The organism is Microbacterium sp. NPDC087592, assembly GCF_044743585.1.
GTDB lineage: Bacteria > Actinomycetota > Actinomycetes > Actinomycetales > Microbacteriaceae > Microbacterium.
In genome coordinates this window covers 122,925-139,310 of record NZ_JBIUWT010000001.1, presented here as the reverse complement: position 1 = coordinate 139,310, position 16,386 = coordinate 122,925, and the positions used below count along the sequence as shown (strand labels likewise).

At 65.7% G+C, this 16,386-nt stretch carries 18 protein-coding genes; 14 read left to right on the top strand and 4 right to left on the bottom strand.

The window, feature by feature from the left end; all coding sequences use genetic code 11:
* Nucleotides 1-21 precede the first annotated feature (21 nt).
* The 7 genes from ACIOTO_RS00655 (at nt 22) to ACIOTO_RS00625 (ending at nt 7,896) form a co-directional block, all read left to right on the top strand.
* Nucleotides 22-792, top strand: a complete 771-nt coding sequence (locus ACIOTO_RS00655; RefSeq protein WP_400855899.1) for a hypothetical protein — start codon at nt 22-24, stop codon at nt 790-792.
* A 249-nt stretch (nt 793-1,041) separates the two neighbouring features.
* Nucleotides 1,042-1,416, top strand: a complete 375-nt coding sequence (locus ACIOTO_RS00650) for a hypothetical protein (RefSeq protein WP_400855898.1) — start codon at nt 1,042-1,044, stop codon at nt 1,414-1,416.
* Nucleotides 1,413-1,772 carry a hypothetical protein gene (locus ACIOTO_RS00645; RefSeq protein ID WP_400855897.1) on the top strand — a complete coding sequence of 120 codons (360 nt, stop codon included), beginning with the start codon at nt 1,413-1,415 and terminating at the stop codon, nt 1,770-1,772. Before ACIOTO_RS00650 ends, ACIOTO_RS00645 begins: the two co-directional genes overlap by 4 nt.
* Nucleotides 1,773-1,787: 15 nt before the next feature.
* Complete coding sequence (locus ACIOTO_RS00640) at nt 1,788-5,123, top strand: tape measure protein (protein ID WP_400855896.1); 3,336 nt, start codon at nt 1,788-1,790, stop codon at nt 5,121-5,123.
* 23 nt (nt 5,124-5,146) lie between these two features.
* Nucleotides 5,147-5,884 (top strand): hypothetical protein, encoded by a 738-nt coding sequence (locus ACIOTO_RS00635; protein WP_400855895.1) that lies wholly within the window; start codon nt 5,147-5,149, stop codon nt 5,882-5,884.
* 9 nt (nt 5,885-5,893) lie between these two features.
* Nucleotides 5,894-6,973 carry a hypothetical protein gene (locus ACIOTO_RS00630; protein ID WP_400855894.1) on the top strand — a complete coding sequence of 360 codons (1,080 nt, stop codon included), beginning with the start codon at nt 5,894-5,896 and terminating at the stop codon, nt 6,971-6,973.
* Nucleotides 6,973-7,896, top strand: a complete 924-nt coding sequence (locus tag ACIOTO_RS00625) for a hypothetical protein (protein WP_400855893.1) — start codon at nt 6,973-6,975, stop codon at nt 7,894-7,896. Before ACIOTO_RS00630 ends, ACIOTO_RS00625 begins: the two co-directional genes overlap by 1 nt.
* On the opposite strand, the gene ACIOTO_RS00620 is transcribed toward ACIOTO_RS00625, so the two are convergent.
* Complete coding sequence (locus tag ACIOTO_RS00620) at nt 7,890-8,423, bottom strand: hypothetical protein (RefSeq protein ID WP_400855891.1); 534 nt, start codon at nt 8,421-8,423, stop codon at nt 7,890-7,892. The genes ACIOTO_RS00625 and ACIOTO_RS00620 overlap by 7 nt on opposite strands.
* Nucleotides 8,420-8,563, bottom strand: a complete 144-nt coding sequence (locus tag ACIOTO_RS00615) for a ribbon-helix-helix protein, CopG family (protein ID WP_400855888.1) — start codon at nt 8,561-8,563, stop codon at nt 8,420-8,422. The genes ACIOTO_RS00620 and ACIOTO_RS00615 overlap by 4 nt, the downstream gene beginning before the upstream one ends.
* A gap of 45 nt (nt 8,564-8,608) precedes the next feature.
* Here ACIOTO_RS00615 and ACIOTO_RS00610 point away from each other — a divergent pair, with 45 nt between their 5' ends.
* From ACIOTO_RS00610 to ACIOTO_RS00590, 5 genes are all read left to right on the top strand, one after another.
* Nucleotides 8,609-9,337: a hypothetical protein gene (locus ACIOTO_RS00610; RefSeq protein ID WP_400855885.1), complete on the top strand. Its 729-nt coding sequence runs from the start codon at nt 8,609-8,611 to the stop codon at nt 9,335-9,337.
* Entirely contained in the window at nt 9,337-9,825 is a 489-nt protein-coding gene (locus ACIOTO_RS00605) for a DUF2746 domain-containing protein (RefSeq protein ID WP_400855884.1), read from the top strand. Before ACIOTO_RS00610 ends, ACIOTO_RS00605 begins: the two co-directional genes overlap by 1 nt.
* Nucleotides 9,822-10,106, top strand: a complete 285-nt coding sequence (locus ACIOTO_RS00600) for a hypothetical protein (RefSeq protein ID WP_400855882.1) — start codon at nt 9,822-9,824, stop codon at nt 10,104-10,106. The genes ACIOTO_RS00605 and ACIOTO_RS00600 overlap by 4 nt, the downstream gene beginning before the upstream one ends.
* Nucleotides 10,106-10,567: a hypothetical protein gene (locus tag ACIOTO_RS00595; RefSeq protein WP_400855879.1), complete on the top strand. Its 462-nt coding sequence runs from the start codon at nt 10,106-10,108 to the stop codon at nt 10,565-10,567. Before ACIOTO_RS00600 ends, ACIOTO_RS00595 begins: the two co-directional genes overlap by 1 nt.
* 211 nt (nt 10,568-10,778) lie before the next feature.
* Nucleotides 10,779-12,515 (top strand): right-handed parallel beta-helix repeat-containing protein, encoded by a 1,737-nt coding sequence (locus ACIOTO_RS00590; RefSeq protein WP_400855877.1) that lies wholly within the window; start codon nt 10,779-10,781, stop codon nt 12,513-12,515.
* Between the two features lie 69 nt (nt 12,516-12,584).
* Here ACIOTO_RS00590 and ACIOTO_RS00585 read toward each other — a convergent pair whose 3' ends face one another.
* Nucleotides 12,585-13,745, bottom strand: coding sequence for an acyltransferase family protein (locus tag ACIOTO_RS00585; RefSeq protein ID WP_400855875.1), 1,161 nt, complete (start codon nt 13,743-13,745; stop codon nt 12,585-12,587).
* A gap of 75 nt (nt 13,746-13,820) precedes the next feature.
* On the opposite strand from ACIOTO_RS00585, the gene ACIOTO_RS00580 reads away from it, so the two are divergent.
* Complete coding sequence (locus ACIOTO_RS00580; protein ID WP_400855874.1) at nt 13,821-15,176, top strand: hypothetical protein; 1,356 nt, start codon at nt 13,821-13,823, stop codon at nt 15,174-15,176.
* Between the two features lie 63 nt (nt 15,177-15,239).
* Nucleotides 15,240-15,968, top strand: a complete 729-nt coding sequence (locus tag ACIOTO_RS00575) for a hypothetical protein (RefSeq protein WP_400855872.1) — start codon at nt 15,240-15,242, stop codon at nt 15,966-15,968.
* A gap of 44 nt (nt 15,969-16,012) precedes the next feature.
* Here ACIOTO_RS00575 and ACIOTO_RS00570 read toward each other — a convergent pair whose 3' ends face one another.
* Nucleotides 16,013-16,288, bottom strand: a complete 276-nt coding sequence (locus ACIOTO_RS00570; RefSeq protein WP_400855871.1) for a hypothetical protein — start codon at nt 16,286-16,288, stop codon at nt 16,013-16,015.
* Nucleotides 16,289-16,386: the final 98 nt, after the last annotated feature.

The following is a 16,386-nucleotide window of genomic DNA, read 5'->3' as shown; positions in this document are numbered from 1 at the left end:
CTCACGAACAAGGAGAAGCAGATGACTGCTGATGAGCAGGGAAATGACCTCGGAGCGGTCGGTGTACCGATCACGGGGATGGCGGCGTTCGCGCAGCTGGTCGCAGAGAATGTCCTGACGAAGGCCGAGCTGTGCGCGAAGCCACTCGTTCTTCCGCCGGCGTATCGCAAGCTCGGCCTCTACAAGGTCGACGGCGGACCGGCGCCCGGTCGCGAGACCGAGGATCCGATCCTGTTCTTCCAGGTCGGCTACTCGCTCGCAGGGGACGGCACCCGCAGCGTGGTAATCACGCTCGCAGAGCAGAACGCCAACGTGCAGCACCTCATCGAGGGTGCCGAGCCTGACGAGAACGGTGTCATCGAGGTCTCGGCCTCGCTGCCCGATAACCGGTTCATCCTGGTCGTCGTCACCAAGTACCGCGGCGGGCTCGAGAAGCGGCAGATCGGTGTGGCCTCCGTCACCTCGGTCGAGCTCGACCAGCAGGAGCGCGGCTCCGTCGAGGGCGCGGCCGTCACGTTCACCTGGGCCGAGCACGATCTGTTCAACGGTGCACCGTTCTGGCAGTTCGGTCCCGCGATCCCCGGCACGCCGCAGGCGCCGACCGGTGCCACCGCGGGCGCGCCTGGCGCGTTCGTCCCCAACGGTGCGACGGTCCCGGCGAACATCACCGCGCTGCGCGCGCTCGGCGACCTCGGTCAGACGACCGCGTGGACGACCGGGCAGTACATCGTGATCGGAACCGGTCAGGTCTCCTGGGACGGCACCGACTGGAAGACCGGTGCGGCCGTCTAGGCCACGCCCTGAACGACTGGCCGGGGCGCTATCGGGTCGCCCCGGCCAGTCCAACACCTGAACCCGAGAACCGAAGGAGCACCAATGACTCCGTGGGATCTGATCGTGTGGGCGTTCGCCGGAGGCGTCGCCGTCGTGATCTTCAGCGTGGGAGTCGCCATCGCCACGGCAATGGTTTCTGCCGCCCGCACCCTCACCAAGTAGTCCGCTCAACTCAACCCGACAACCCCGATGAAGGAGACCGCCATCATGGCAACCACCAAGACCCCGCCGGCCCCGACGCCCGAGTACGACTTCGATAGCTGGAACGATGACGTCGAGGAGAAGGCGATCGAATCGCTCAAGCCCGACGTGCGCTACATCATCGTCGAGAAGCGCTTCGTCGGCCGGTTCGTCGACGGCACGATCGTCGAGATCCCGCTGTCCCTCTCGGTCGATGACATCGACGAGCTCGAGGCCGTGTCCGGCAACCCGATCGACCAGCTGAAGCACCTGCTGACGAAGCTCGGCGGCGAGAAGGTCGCGAAGGACTTCACCAGCCACGACCTCGCCGAGACCATGTTTCTCGCGACGAAGTACTTCACGATCCTCCAGCGCATCGCCGGAGCGTCCCTCCCGGAATGATCGCCGTCGCCCAGATCATCCGGGACCACCGCCGCGTCATCGCCCGCACACTGCGGGAGGAGGCCGGTGTCGGTCTGTCCGATCTGGGCGACGGCTTGTCATGGGGTGAAGTGAAGATCCTCATCGAGGAATACGCCTCCGACCCCGCCACGCACTACGGCGCCGAGCTTGCGGGCTGGTCCTACCCGGCATCGACGCGCGAGCTGATCCTTCTCGTCGCGACGATCCGCGACGAGAAGGCCGTCAAGAAGCTCATGCCGTGGGCGCTGCAGACGAAGACCGGCCCGAAGGCTACGCCCGACGAGATCACGGCTGCCGAAGCCGAGCTGGAAGCGGACATCGTCTTCTCCAGCTGATGAGGGGGTGCGCAAATGTCCGATGAGGTCGGCTCCGGTCACGTCTCGATCTTCCCGGTAATGACCGGATTCAAGGGCAAGGTCGCACGCGAGACCGAGCAGGCAGGCGCGGCCGGTGCGAAGACCTTCAACAAGGGCTTCAAGGGTGCCGGCACCCTCACCGGTCGCTCCCTCGGACGAGAGATGCGGCAGTCGCTGAACTCGTCGACTGCCGGTCTCGGCGCCGACGCGCTGAAGTCGCTGAACCGTGAGGTCGCGGCCGCATCTGCCGTGCTCTCACGTGCACGGTTGAAGCAGCAGGACGAGGCGGGAAAGGTCCGCGTCGCCGAGGCGAAGCTGCAGGAAGCGGTCGCCAAGTCCGGCGCCGAGTCCTCGCAGGCCGTCGCCGCCGAGGAACGCCTCGCCGCCGCGCGCCGCCGCAGCGCGGATGCCGCCGATGCCGTCAACGCGGCATCCGCACGCCTCGCCGCCGGGCAGGCTGCCGTCGTCTCCGCGACGAGCGCTCTCGCCGCCGCATCCACGCGCGCGCAGAGCGGTCTGCGCGGCGTGGCCGGATCTCTCCGCGACGGGTGGAAGAACGCTGCCGCTGCCCGATCCGCCTTCACTGGCGTGATGGGGTCGCTGGCGGGCATCGTCCGCGCCGCAGCCGACATCACAGGCGTCACCCGCGTCGCCCGTCTGATGGCGGCTCAGGTGTCCCGTGCGTTCACCTCGATGGCAACCATGGTCGGCGGAGGGCTCGCGAAGGCGTGGGCCGCGTCGAAGTCGTGGCTCGGCTCGATCGGCAAGACCGTACGCGGGGCATTCGCCCCCTTCACGCAGTACGCCGCCGCGCTCGGCACGCGACTCGCGTCGCCGTTCGTGCAGCTCGGCTCCCGCGTCTCGACGTGGATGAAGCCGGTCACGTCGCAGGTCGGCGCGCTGTTCTCCAAGCTCGGTGCGACCGCAGGTCCGGCCATCTCACGGATGGCATCCGCCTTCGGGCGCGGCATGTCCGGATTCGGTGGCGTCGCTTCCCGCGCGCTGTCGTCGGTCGTCTCGGCTGCGAGCACCGCCGGAGCCGCCGCAGGGCGTGCCCTCGGCGCGGGGATCCAGTCCGCCGCCACCGGTGCTGTCGGCATCGCCGCGGCCGGTATCGGCGTCGCGCTCGGGAAGGGCTTCGGTCGCTTGAACGCGATCGACACCGCGCAGGCCAAGCTCCGCGGCTTCGGCAAGGACGCCAGCGAGATCAAGTCGATCATGGCCGACGCGTCCGCGTCGGTGAAGGGCACCGCGTTCGGACTCGGCGAAGCCGCGACCGTCGCCGGTGCCGCCGTCGCCGCGGGCATCAAGCCCGGACAGCAGCTGCAGGGCCACCTCAAAAGCATCGCGAACAACGCCTCCGCGGCGGGACTCACGATGCAGGAGATGGGGTCCATCTTCAACAAGGCCGCCACCCAGGCCAACGGTGTCCAGAACGACGTCATCGGGCAGCTCGCTGACAAGGGCATCCCGATCTACCAGGAGCTCGGCAAGCAGCTCGGCGTCACCGCCGGCGACGTGTTCGACATGGCGTCGAAGGGCAAGATCGACTTCGCGACCTTCTCGAAGGCCGCGACCGCCGCCGCCGGCACCGTCGCGGACGAGATGGGTAAGACCGTCCCCGGCGCGACGAAGAACTTCTTCGCTGCGATGGGCCGCATCGGAGCAAACGGGCTCGGCGGTCTCGAAGAGGGATCGTTCTACTCGAAGCTCGGGCCGCTGATCAACTCCGTATCGAAGGCGCTCGGCCCGCTCGAAGAGCGAGCGAAGGGCGTCGGAGCGGCGTGGAACGCCTGGGTCGGTCCGATCATGGACCGCCTCACCGGGTTCTTCACCGCGATCGGTGACGGCAGCAGCACGGTCGTCGAGAGCCTGAAGGGCTTCCTTCCGATCCTCGCCCCGCTCGCGGGCGCGTTCGCTGCTCTCGGCGCTGGTGGCCTCGGTGGCCTGCTCGCCCGTCTCGGCCCGCTCGCAGCGCTGCTGCCCGGTCTGAGCGGTGCGCTCGGGCTGCTCGGGGGACCGCTCGGCATCGCCGCGGCCGCGCTCGGTGCGTTCGCCCTGTCGGGTGGTGACATCAGTGGGCTCGTGTCTGGGCTCACCGGTGTCATCACGAGCGTCGTGGCGGCCCTGCCGGGGCTCGTGCAGCAGTTCGTGAAGTTCGTCCCGCAGATCGTCGGTGCGATCCTCAGCCAGGTGCCCGTGCTGCTGTCGGCCGGCGTCGAGATCATCACGGTGCTGATCGACGGCATCGTGCAGTCGATCCCGATGCTGGTCTCCGGCGCGCTGCAACTCGTGCAGGGCCTCGTCGGCGCGATCATCACGAACCTCCCGGCGATCATCGACGGGGCGATCGAGCTGGTCTCGGCGCTCGTCTCGGGCCTGATCGCGGCGCTGCCTCTGCTCGTGCAGGGTGCGCTCCAGCTGGTGTCGGGTCTGCTCACGGCGATCATTTCGGCGCTGCCGATGATCATCGAGGGCGGCGTGCAGCTGCTGATGTCCCTCATCACGGGGATCATCCAGGCTCTGCCGCAGCTAATCACCGCGGCGCTCGACCTCGTGATGGGGTTGCTCACCGCGATCATCGAGAACCTGCCGCTGATCATCGATGCCGGCATCCAGCTGTTGATGTCGCTCATCACCGGTCTGCTCAACGCACTGCCGATGCTCATCGAAGCCGCGATCACCCTCATCATGCAGCTCGTCACCGGGCTGTTGGAGGCGCTGCCGAAGCTGATCGAAGCGGGCATTCAGCTCGTCGTCGCTCTGATCACCGGACTCGTCGAGGCGATCCCGCAGATCATCGCGATGCTCCCGCAGATCGTCACCGCGATCTGGGAGGGCCTCGCGGGAGTCGATTGGCTCGACCTCGGCGCGCAGATCATCAAGGGCATCATCGACGGCCTGTTCAGCATGGTCGGTTCTCTCGGTGACGCCGTCGGCGACATCGTCGGCACGATCACGGACTTCTTCCCCCACTCGCCAGCCAAGCGCGGTCCTCTGTCCGGGCCGGGGTGGCGGCGGCTGAAAGAGTCTGGCAAGGCCACGTTGGAGCAGTTCAACGCGGGCGCGAAGGACGAGTCGGGCGCCTTTGGCGCGTCACTGGTCGACATGGCCAAGGACGCGTCCGTGAAGGCGCAGGCGGCCATGCAGAGTGTGTCGTCGACGATCGCGGTTTCGGCCAGCGGTACGTCGGCCGCCCAGCCCGCACCTGGTGGAGCAGGCGAAGCCGGTCGTTCCGTGTCGCAGGTGAACCACTTCGACAAGACGGATCCGAATGAAGCTGTCGAGCTCGCCAACCAGCAGCTCGCGGCGATGCTCAGGGGGGCGTGATGCTTCGAATCCGCGCAGGAGGGTTGCAGATCCTCGGTCGTCCCGAGGATCTGCAACCCCGCGTCGAGGGGCTCTTCGTCGCCCGGGACGGTTTCGACGGGTGGGACGACAGCGGCGACGCCCGTCGCGAGTCAGTCGAACGCCCTGCTGCGCACGGCGAGTTTGACCTGCCGGCATTCCAGGGCGCGCGGGTGTTCTCGATCGACGGTCACGCGCTCGCCTGGTCCGAGACAGAGCTCGCGCATCTGCGCAGCCAAGTCACCGGGCTCGGCGCCGATGGGTCGCGCCTGCAGATCACCGTGGACCACCAGGGACAGACCCTGTGGGCAATCGCGCGGCGCAGCGCCAAGGCGACATTCCGCGACGCCGGCGTGCGCCACGGAATGCTCAGGGCGCGTTTCCTCCTCCAGTTCGTCGCGGTCGATCCCAGGAAGTACGGCGAGGTCCGCCACTACGCCGCCGGGAAAGCAGCGCTCCACTACGGCAACTTTCCCGCGACGCCGCGCTTGCTCATCGGTGCGGGCGCGGGCGGGTACACGGTCACCGGGCCGGACGGCCGAGTGGTCACCGTCGGCACGGCGCCCGCAGCAGCGCACGAGATCGACTTCGTCACCGGAGGGCTGTTCCTCAACGGCGTGCGTCAGATGGGCGCGATAACCGTCTATCAGCCGTGGAGCATTCCTGCCGGGCTTCCCGGCGTCACGGCGTCGATAAGCGGTGCACGGTCACTCACCCAGCGCGTGCACGACACCTTCATCTGAGGAGATGCCATGGCGGAGTTTCAGGCCTACTCCTGTGATGCGATTACCGGCGCGGTCATCGATCGGGTGCCGTTCAGTGCGTTCGCGTACTCGAGGATGCTGTCGGCGGGGGACTCGGGCTCATCCATCGCTGTCCCGATCGACGGGACACTCACGAAGACCGAGCTCCGTCACCTGTTCCAGCATCTCTCTCGGATGATCGTGCTCGAGCGGGACGGTGTCGTCGAGTACATGGGGCGAGTGCAGACCCGCGGTTATGCTCGCGGCGCATCGTTCCTGCAGATCGGCTTGTCCGATATCTGGACGTGGCTGGCGCGGCGCGGCGGGTGGGATCACTCGGTAGCGAACGTCGAGAAGTGGTCAACCACCGAGACGGGCAACCTCGCCGCACAGGCCGCGGCGGCGATCGTGCGGGGCCGCGATATCGGCCCCGTCCTGCCGGCGATGGGTTTGCCGCTGACGCTCCCTGGCGGTGGGGCAGGGCCATCCGTGACTCGGAAGTACTTCGGGTATCACCTCGACACGGTCGGCGACGTGATCGCCGACCTGCTCGACGAGGGCCTCGACATCTACTTCAAACCTCGCTGGATTACATCCGGCGATGCCGATTGGCTGTACCAGGCCGGGCAGGGCTGGAATTCCGGGGTGACTCGGGAGTTCTACGTCACGGCTGAACAGTCCGACGTGGTCGCATTCTCCGAGTCATCGGACGCGGCGCGAGTGACTAACAACGCCCGGTACATCGGTGAAGGCTCAGAGCAGGACATGCTCGTCCGCTCCGAACGGAACACGGCGTCCCCGTATCCGCTCATGGACCGGATCACGCAAGCGAAGAATGTGAGCAATGTCGCGCAACTGAGTGCGCTCGCGGCGCAGGATCTGAGCATCTACGGCGACCCGACGTTCCAGTGGTCCTTCCAGGTTTCGGGCGACTCGCCGGTGGATGTCGGCGACAAGGTTCGTCTGCACTTCGATGGCGACCCGTGGATCGCCGACGGCTGGCACGAACGCCGGGTCGTGAATGTCGCGGCGTCCATCCCGGGCCCCGATGTGAAGACGATCAGCGTTCAAGCGACTGGGGGTGCCTGATGGGTGTCGACCACCTCGGGGAGGGTGCCCTCAAGCAGGAGTTCGGGAAACTGTGGCGAGAGCTGCGGAGAGTGGCGAGGGCGACGATCCAGAATGCGTCGATCGGACGCGCTGGCCTCCGGGTCTACGACGGCGGCTGGATCCGCATCGAGGACGGCGGTCTCTCGGTCACCGGCATCCAGACCGTCTCGGGGCGGCTCGAAGGGTCGGGGGTTTTCGACTGGACCGGGCCCCTGTTCCTGCGGGGGAATACGGGGGTCACGGGAATTCTGCAGGTCACCGGCGCGACCACCCTCGCCGGGAACCTGAATGTCACGGGCCTGACGACGCTCAACGCGGACGTCACGCTCAACAACGACCTCACGCTCGGCGCCTCCGGGCAGATCAACGCCGGCACCGTTCGCATCAACAGGTTCGGCTCATATGGTGGGCAGATCGTCTCCACCGGGTCCGTGCTCTACCTCAGTGCGGGCTCATCCATCATCATCGGCGCCGAATATCTCTCGACGAACAAGATCGAAGCGACGGACGTCCGATGCTTCACGCTCGACGTGCTCGGCGCGAAGAGCTTCCGCATGCCGCATCCGACGAAGCCGAATCACTGGCTGCGCCACGGCTCGACCGAGTCGCCGGTATCGGGGACGGAGTACGCCGGCAGGGCCACGCTCGACTCGAACGGTGAGGCGGTCGTCGAGCTCCCGGAGTACTTCGAGGCGCTGAACAAGCCGGACGGGCGGACAGTGCAGCTCACGCCGGTAGGTCGCCCGTTCCCGGTCGGCGCCGACGAGGTGGCCGACGGCCGCTTCACCGCATACGGGGAACCGGGCCGAGACGTGTTTTGGCTCGTCAAGGCCGAGCGCTTCGGTGGCGACTTCCTGCTCGAGGAGCAGATGGCTCAGCCACCGTTCCGGGAAGCTCAGTAGCCCAGCACGTCCGGCGTCGGCATGGTTCCATTGGCGAACTCGGCGCGGGCCGCCTCTTCGCCGATGCTCTGGTAGTAGGCGAGGCGGCGCTGCGTCAGGTCCGGATAGTCGGACGGTCCCTGCGAGAACTCGGGGCAGTACGCGAGAGACGCCGCCGAGATCAGCGCGGGGTCTCCCGCGGCAGCGCTGCCGGCGCGCATCGCATCACAAACGCTCTTGGCGACGTCGACCACATCATCTCCGAGGGCGCTCAGGCCGTCGTTCCGGGCAGCGATGTTCAGCACGGCCTGGTCCGGGTAGAAGGCGGCGCAGATGACGTCGTTCGCGTTGCCTGGGTCGCACACCTGGCCGGGCGCGGTGACATCGGCTGATGACTCGGGAGACGACGTCTCCTCGGTCCCGTTCGCTGCGACGGTCTGAGTCGACTCTTCGGCCCGGGTGCTCGTCGGAGCCGTGGAGACGGCGGATGCGCACCCGGTGAGGGCGAGCAGGGCGATAGCGCTCACGAGCGCGATTCGGGCCTTCATGACTCGTTCTCCTTCACGTACTGGATGAGTGCTCGGCGGATGACGACGGAGACGTTCTCCCCGTTCGCCTTCGCTGCTTCATCGGCGGGGATCCAGATCTCGTCTGGAACTCGGACCTTGCGAACCGGCGTTTCTGTCATGCACTAAACGTAGCCACACTGTGGCCACAAAGCAAGGGGTAGAGCATGGGTGGTCTTGTGATCGAAACCGTGCGCCCGGGCGTGCAATTCACGCCCGACGCCGCAGCCGCGTTCCGCCGCGCAGACGCGCAGGTGCTGGCGGAGTTCGGGCGCCGCATCGACGTGAACTCCACGTATCGGTCGTGGTCGGACCAAATGGTGATGTACGTCGATTGGTCCCGATACGTCGCATCCGGATATCGCCCGTCACTCAAGCCGAACCACAGCAAGGCTGTGCACCCGTCGCAGTCGTTCCACGTCTCCGGGACAGCGCTGGACTCGGACGACTGGGTGAACGCGCGCATCGTCGCGATCCTCGCCGAGAACGGCTTCATCCGGAACCGACTGCACATCCCGAACGAGCGCCACCACTTCGAGTACCTCCGCGGAAGCGACAAGAACTTCGGCAAGCCGACAGGCGGCGGAAACAGCAAACCCACCCCGGCGCCCGTGCCGGCTGACCTCATGGAGGCGATCAACATGGCACAGATCCGATACGTCCACCGCGTCGAGAAGGGCTACGAGACCGAATGGATGATCGTCGGTCTCGAGATTCCCGGCGGCTTCCAGACGACCAGCGACAAGACCCGTGCCGAGGGCTGGGGTGCCATCTACGGCACCGACAAGGGCGGATCGTGGAAGGCGCTGACGCGGAAGCAGTACATCGCCTTGCAGGCTTCCGCGCGTGAGCTGCACGAGCAATGGGCCTCGATGCAGAAGGCGTTCCGGAGCTGATGCAAGGCGGAGAGATCACCGTGCGGCACACGCACCGCACGTTGCCATCGTGGGCGATCCTCGCGATCGGCGTCGTCGCTACCGGGGCCGCGTTGATCTGGGCATCGGGACTGCGTGACGAGACCGGGGAATCGCTGCTTGACAAAGACACCGCCACAGTTCTCGTCGCGCTCATCGGCGCCGCCGCGACCCTCCTCTCGCTGCTGTTCCAGCGCCTGGGCGAGGTGCGGCACCAGGTGAAGAACTCCCACGGCACAAATCTGCGCGACGACATCGACAAGCTCGATGCGCGAATCCGCGGCATCGAGGAGACCGCCGGGCACGCCGTGCGCGCCGCCCGCAAGGCGTCCGACGACACGGTCCAGTTACGCGAGGACGTGCAGGCCGGGCGGCGCGAAACCGGAGAGGTGCGCGCCGACGTGCGCGGCCTCCGCAGAGACATCGGTCGCCTGACCGACGCCATCAATCACAAAAAGGAGGCCTCATGAAGGCTCTGTTCGACTCCCTCGTCCGCACGTACGTTCCCTGGCTCGCCGGCATCGTGATCGGGTTCCTGATCAGCCTCGGCGTCCCGCTCGACCCCGAGGTCGAGGTGCAGATCACGATCGCCCTCATGGGGGTCTCATCGCTGCTCTACTACTTCCTCGCGCGCGTGTTCGAGCTGTATGTCTCCCCGAAGCTGGGCTGGCTCCTCGGGCTCCCGAAGCAGCCGATCTACGACCGGGGCACGAACGGCCAGCTGCAGCGCCGTGACCTCAAGGGGGAGTGATGGCGGCCGTCACCTTCACGCTCACGGACTTTGGTCTGCAGACGCTGACCGGCAAGTCGCCGCGTGTGATCTTCACACCGTCGAGCGCGGGTGTGAAGGGGGCGCGCCTCTTCCCGACCACTCCGATCGTCGTCATCCCGGATGGAGCTGGCAACGGAACGGTCACTCTCGAACCGACTGACGGTGTCGTGCCGACTGTCTGGTACACGGTGTCTATCGAGCACCTGCAGCCGGGTGGGGAGTACACGCACTACGACGTCCTCGGATACCGCCTCTATGTGACCGACCAGGGCGGGCCCATCGGGAGCATGCCCGGCGTGCCGCTCTCCCCGAGCTCGGTGCTCGTTTCGCTCGATCCGCCGCCCGCTGGTTACAAGGGTTGGTGGCTGTATTCCCCCGCGCAGGGCCAGGAGATGCCCCTCGACGACCCCCTCATCGGGGAGCTAAGGCTGGTGAGCTGACATGGCTGACATTGTTCCCATCACGAATCTGCGCGGCCCGGCCGCGCGGATCACCGAGGTCACCTCGACGACCGTGGCCCCGACGGAGCCAGCCGGCGTCGTTATGACGGGTCCGGATCAGAACCGCAAGTTCGCGTTCAAGATCCCGCAGGGTCCGCGCGGCCTCCCGGGCGTCAACGGCGTGGAGAACGATGAGGCCGTCGCGGGTTACGTGGAGGCGACCGATTCAAGCACCCGTGGGACTCTGTCCGCGGTGTTCGGGTGGGCAGTCCAGGTCACCGATCCGCGCTTCGGCGCTGTCGGTGACGGCGTGACGGACGACACTGCAGCGATCCAGGCGGCGATCGACTTCGCGTTCGCGAGCGGCGGTGCCACGGTTGTCGTGCCGCCGGGCACATACATGATCAACGCTGACACCGGCGCCTCGATCTGGACGAACGCTGGCGGCATCGCGATGCGCGATGGTCTTACGTTGTGGATCAGCGCCGGCGCGACTCTCAAGGCGCTCCCGGTGACCACGGTCGTCTCGAAGGTCGTCCGAGTGCACGAGTGCTCGAACGTCACGATCACGGGTGGCGGCACGATCGACGGGAACCGCGACAACGCGGTGGTCACGACCGGCGAGTGGGGCTACGGAATCTCGGTCAACGGTGGCGACACGATCACCATTGACGGCGTCAGCACCATCAATTGCTGGGGCGACGGAATCAACCTGCAGCGGCTCGCGTTCGCCGACTACACGCCTCCACGCCACGTGGAGATCCGCGGGGTCAAGGCGCTCAATAACCGTCGCCAGGGTTGCTCCATCGAATCCGGCTGGGATGTCCTCGTCGAGGCATCCGAGTTCTCTTACACGAACGGCGTGCTGCCGACCTGCGGAATCGACATCGAACCGCCTGATGCAAATGGCACAGTCGATCACCTCACCATCCGCAAGAACATCTTTGTTGGAAACGCCCGCGCGGGCATCCAGCTGTGGGAGTCGTCCAAGACGAATGACATCGTCATCGAGAACAACGCCCTGTCGGGCAATGGTGCGACGGGCAGCATCCCGCAGATGCGGATCGTCGACGGCGGAGCTGGGCTCAAGGTCACCAAGAACACCTTCACAGGGAGCTCCGGGACCATCGCTGCGTCCATCGCGGGCCCTGCCCGAGGCGGTCTGATCCAGGACAACACGTTTGACCGCGACCTCGAGGTGACCGGCACGGCCCTGATTGTCGGCTTCCCGCGAGGGATGATCGTCAAAGAGAATCAGATCGTGGGGAGTCTCCGGTTCTCGTACTTCCTTTCGTTCAAGATCGAACTGAACACGATCCGACCGAGTGACACGCAACCGTGCATCGACTTTTCCGGTGTGGGGTCATCGCAGAACGGAACGATTCAGGGAAACACCTTCGAGGGTGGAAGCTACGGCATCTACGGTAATCAGTCTGTACCGATGTCGTTCATAAAGGTGCTCGACAACCTCTTCCAGCATCAGCGTTCGCCAGCGATCTACGTCAAGGGCGGCGACACGCTGACGGTGGAGGGGAACACCTTTGAAGGTTGCTGCCTCACAACTGGGGCCTCGATCATCGTTGACGTCAACGACACCACCGGCGCCGTGCGACGTCGCATCGAGAGGAACACGTTCAAGGTGGCTCCACGGGCGGGTGGGCCGACGCCCACCAACACCCCGACGTCCTGCTACTCGTCGGCCGCAAGCGTTCAAGCGTCGTCGCTGTTGGACAACATCAAGATCGGGACGATCGACATGTTCCCGCCGACGCAGGCAACGGCAGGTGGAACGGTGTTTGCAGAGCTCGGCCGAGTTCCTGCCCGCGCCAGCACCTACCGGCCGGCGGCACCGCCGAACGGAACCATGATGATGGATCTGACCCTCGGCATCCCGATCTGGTATCGCAACACCGCGTGGGTCAACCACGCTGGGACCGTCGTCGTCTGATCAAAACCCCCAAGGGGCATGCCCGCGCGGCGTGCGCCTTGGGGGTTTCTCTGCGTTGCGGATGCAGGCTCAGCGCGCTCGGTCAGCGACCGGCGCGTGAGTCTCGGCGTCCGACATCTCGTTCACGGCATGCTTCTGCCGGGAGTTGAGGAAGTGTCGCTCGACGAGCCAGAACATCCCGTAGGCGATGGCAAGTGCCAGCGGTATGCCGATGAAGGTGAGGAGCAGGTACTCGGCGATGATCGGGATTCCGAGAGGCAAGAGCAGGAGGTTGAGAAGCCCGAGGATCGGGCTGTGGAAGAGGTAGACGCTGTAGGAGATCAGGCCGAGGAACATCATCGGGCGAGATTGCAGGGGCCTGACGATCCGCGGCGGCCGGCCCGAGGAGATGGTCTGTCGGCCCGTCCAGATCAGCGCAGCGGCGACGGCAAGTCCCGTCACGATTTCGACGAACGGGTCAGCGGGGATGCCCGCCATTCGAGGCAGCGCAGCGGCGGGAATGATGCCGACGGCAAGCGCCACCGCTGCGGCGCCGGCCCAACGCTGATCCCTGGCGCCCATGGTCAGTTGCGCGGCAAGCATCCCTGCGGCGAACAGTGCGATGAGCCACGGGTGGGCGAAGGTGCCCGTCTGCAGCGCGACCGGGATCATCGTGGCGAGGAGCAGGACCGTGACGATCTTCACCCCTGAGACGCGTCGCCACAGCGGGAGCAGAATCAGCGCCATGATGAAGTAAATCTGCCACTCGAGCGCGACGCTCCACAGCGGGCCGTTGATCGTGAACATCCAGTGCGGAGAGAGGTTCTGCACGAGGAGCAGGTGCGTGACGATCGATTCCCAGGTCACCGGGATCTTGGAGTCCCACGCCGTACCCGAGGGCTGCTGCATCACCGGGATGAGAGCGATAAGCAGGAGAGCGAATGCTGTCGCCGCGAAGTACGGCGGGAGGATCCGACGGGCCCTCCTCTTGACGAACCCGCCGACCCCGTCTCGGAACGTGAGTTCAGGCGTGCGCACCACCGGGAGCATGAGCACGTACCCCGACAGGACGATGAAGATCGGGACGCCGACATATCCGAGGCCGACGATCTCCTTCCAGAAAGGCATCGCGGCCTCGGCGTCGCCCATCTTCCCCGTGAAGAGGAACGCGTGGTACGCCGCCACCAGCAGCGCAGCAGCGCCGCGCAACCCGTCCAGGTATCGGAACTCGACGCGTTTAGGTGTGGGCACGCTGTGAAGTGTACCGATCGGCTCGCTTCGCGCCAGGCCGTCGGGGAGAGAGGCCCACCAGTAGGCTGGTCGGCGATGAGTGACATGACCAGGGCGCGGCCCGCACCTCGTGCCAGCGACAAGACCGCCCGGCCAGCAGATCGCGCAGGCTTCCTCCGCAACATTGGGCTGTATGTCTACGTCTTCTACGTGATCTACACGCCGACGTTCTCCACATCGTTCTTCGCGAGCAAGTTCTTCGTGCTGGCCGCGCTCGCGGTCGTCCTGATGATCCACTCTGCGCTCGGCAAGCAGCACATGTTCCGGCTGCTGGGGTACCCGCCGCTGAGGCGTTTCCTCATCATCATGTTCGGGCTGAGCCTTTTCGTCGCGATCGTGCACCTGGCCGCGCATCCCGAGGTCGAGGACTTCGTCGACCTCCGCATCGTTCAGAACAACGTGCTCCTCCTGATGGCAATCCACGCAGCCTTCATCGTGCACATCTGCAAGAGCCGCGGGTTCACTGCTGAGTCCTCGCTGCGGATGATCTACAAGCTCGCTGCGTTCCAGGGCGTGTGGGGGCTGGTGTCGTTCGTGGTGCCTCAGCTCAAAGAGGTATCGAACTGGCTGTACCAGCTCGCCGCTGGCGAGCGGGGCGAGTACCTGATGAGCTCGCGGATCTATGGTTTCATGGGCGAGTTCACGTTCGTCACGCCGATCTACCACGGCATGCTCGCCGCCGTGGCCGTCTACTTCGCCCTGAACTACCGCTTCCGCGGGCTGCGCTACGTGCCTCTGATCCTCGTCGCGATCCTCCTGAACGGGCGCACCGGGATCGCCGTGTTCGCTGCGATGACCGCGCTCATCATCGTCGGCCAGATTCTCCGCGGGCGGAAGATCGGCCCGGCGCTCGGCATCGTCGCCGCGCTCGTCGGGCTGCTCTGGATCGCATGGTCCGTGGTATCGCAGCTCAGCCCGATCACAGCGAAATTCCTCCAGGGCTTCATCGACGAAACCTCGGCCTTGGTGACTGACGGATCAGTCGAAGGCACGTACAGCGTGCTGTTTCAGGACGTGCTGATCTTCCCCGAAGGGCTCGGGCTCATCTGGGGCACGGGCGCCGATGTCTATGAGAACCAGGGTTTCCGAACGGACGTCGGCCTCACGAACGACCTGTTCATGGGTGGGCTCATCTTCGTCGTCATTGGATACGGCACCCTGTTGTACTTCCTCCTGAAGAACTCGCGCCCCGACACGGTCCTGTTCCTCTCCCTGTTCGTCGGCTTCGCGATCGGGATCGTCAAGGGGCAGATCTTCATCGGCACGCCGGTGCTTTTCCTCTTCGTGTTCGTCGTGCTGATCCACAAGCAGGTCACGGGAGAAGGGATGGTGGCGAAGAGCGTCAAGGTCCGGCCCGAAGGCCACCGCTACAGCCATCGGCGAGGGTTCTGAGCTACGTAGCGCGACATCCATCCCCGCGTGCGAAGACGCACGGGATGCTGCATGATCGGGAACATGGCTCTCACCAGGGACGACTTGCTGCAGCTGCTTGCTGAACAGCTGGAACTCTTAGACCTCCACTGCGAACGATTCGATAGTGGCCGGCGGGTGACTTCGCTATCTCTCAGCACGACAATCCGCGTTCTAGTGCACGACACTTCGAGTAGTCACAGCGTTCTGGGCTCGTTGGGCGTCAAGGAGACTATGCGCTTCCTGGACGCGAGCGACTATCAACGGCTTGCTCAGTTCAGCAAACCCGGCGATCGAAGGGTCCAGGGGAGCGAGCCCGGCCTCGTCGCGGCCTTCTTTCCCGATGAGGGAGATCCATACTTCATCCCGAGATTCGAAACTCCCGAGCCAGACCTCCCCGAAAGAGCTTTCGAAGACTGGTGGCAACTGCCGACAATGAGCGATGACAGCGGTTACGAATTCTCCCGCAGAAATCTCGTGCTGACTGTTGCGAACAAGGCTGGCGGTGCGCACGTAGACCGGATGGGAACGAGCGCAGTCTTCAATGACCTGGCGCGTAAGGGCAGCCTCGGGTTTTGGACCGTGAATGGGCGAGTGCTCGCATCGCCCGTCCCGCCAGCGATTCGCCAGATCGCGGAAGAACTGCGCCTCGCAATCCGGGCGGCCTTCGCTGAGGAGCTCGGCGAATTGGCTACGCATCCTTTCACGCCGCCGGTGCACCCACCTGGTTTTGCAGTGGGCAGCTGGAGCGTGAGCGCGCGCGAACACGAATAGTGCGAGGTTGCTGCTCCCTGAACCTTCAGCTTCACTCGGTCCGCCTATGGTCGGCGGACCGTGAGCATCTGCCACCCTGCTGGGACCTGCGCCTCGAGTGCAGTCATGTCCTCCGCCTCGATCTCGCGGGTGCCGTCGCGGCGCTCGAACTTCCCCTCGACAGATCGCACCGGCGTTCCGTTCGTCATGGTCGGAACTGCGGAGACGAGTTCCCAACCTTCGGGTGCCTGTGCGACGAGCTGCGCACGAACGTCTGCGAGCTCCTCACCCTTCAGGGTGATCGCGTGGGTCTCGATGGGGCGGATGAGTCCGATGAGCATCAGACCAGCCTAGGCCGCCGACGCACGCGAGAACCCCGGCACGTCAGGGGGAGGTCCGGGGTTCTCGGCACGGCCAACGTACACCTCGTGGCGACGAG

Coding starts and splice junctions, on each gene's coding strand:
- ACIOTO_RS00640 (WP_400855896.1), top strand. CDS start 1,788: ATGTCCGATGAGGTCGGCTCCGGTCACGTCTCGATCTTCCCGGTAATG.
- ACIOTO_RS00610 (WP_400855885.1), top strand. CDS start 8,609: ATGGGTGGTCTTGTGATCGAAACCGTGCGCCCGGGCGTGCAATTCACG.
- ACIOTO_RS00645 (WP_400855897.1), top strand. CDS start 1,413: ATGATCGCCGTCGCCCAGATCATCCGGGACCACCGCCGCGTCATCGCC.
- ACIOTO_RS00570 (WP_400855871.1), bottom strand. CDS start 16,288: ATGCTCATCGGACTCATCCGCCCCATCGAGACCCACGCGATCACCCTG.
- ACIOTO_RS00615 (WP_400855888.1), bottom strand. CDS start 8,563: ATGACAGAAACGCCGGTTCGCAAGGTCCGAGTTCCAGACGAGATCTGG.
- ACIOTO_RS00595 (WP_400855879.1), top strand. CDS start 10,106: ATGGCGGCCGTCACCTTCACGCTCACGGACTTTGGTCTGCAGACGCTG.
- ACIOTO_RS00605 (WP_400855884.1), top strand. CDS start 9,337: ATGCAAGGCGGAGAGATCACCGTGCGGCACACGCACCGCACGTTGCCA.
- ACIOTO_RS00600 (WP_400855882.1), top strand. CDS start 9,822: ATGAAGGCTCTGTTCGACTCCCTCGTCCGCACGTACGTTCCCTGGCTC.
- ACIOTO_RS00630 (WP_400855894.1), top strand. CDS start 5,894: ATGGCGGAGTTTCAGGCCTACTCCTGTGATGCGATTACCGGCGCGGTC.
- ACIOTO_RS00625 (WP_400855893.1), top strand. CDS start 6,973: ATGGGTGTCGACCACCTCGGGGAGGGTGCCCTCAAGCAGGAGTTCGGG.
- ACIOTO_RS00620 (WP_400855891.1), bottom strand. CDS start 8,423: ATGAAGGCCCGAATCGCGCTCGTGAGCGCTATCGCCCTGCTCGCCCTC.
- ACIOTO_RS00650 (WP_400855898.1), top strand. CDS start 1,042: ATGGCAACCACCAAGACCCCGCCGGCCCCGACGCCCGAGTACGACTTC.
- ACIOTO_RS00575 (WP_400855872.1), top strand. CDS start 15,240: ATGGCTCTCACCAGGGACGACTTGCTGCAGCTGCTTGCTGAACAGCTG.
- ACIOTO_RS00580 (WP_400855874.1), top strand. CDS start 13,821: ATGAGTGACATGACCAGGGCGCGGCCCGCACCTCGTGCCAGCGACAAG.
- ACIOTO_RS00655 (WP_400855899.1), top strand. CDS start 22: ATGACTGCTGATGAGCAGGGAAATGACCTCGGAGCGGTCGGTGTACCG.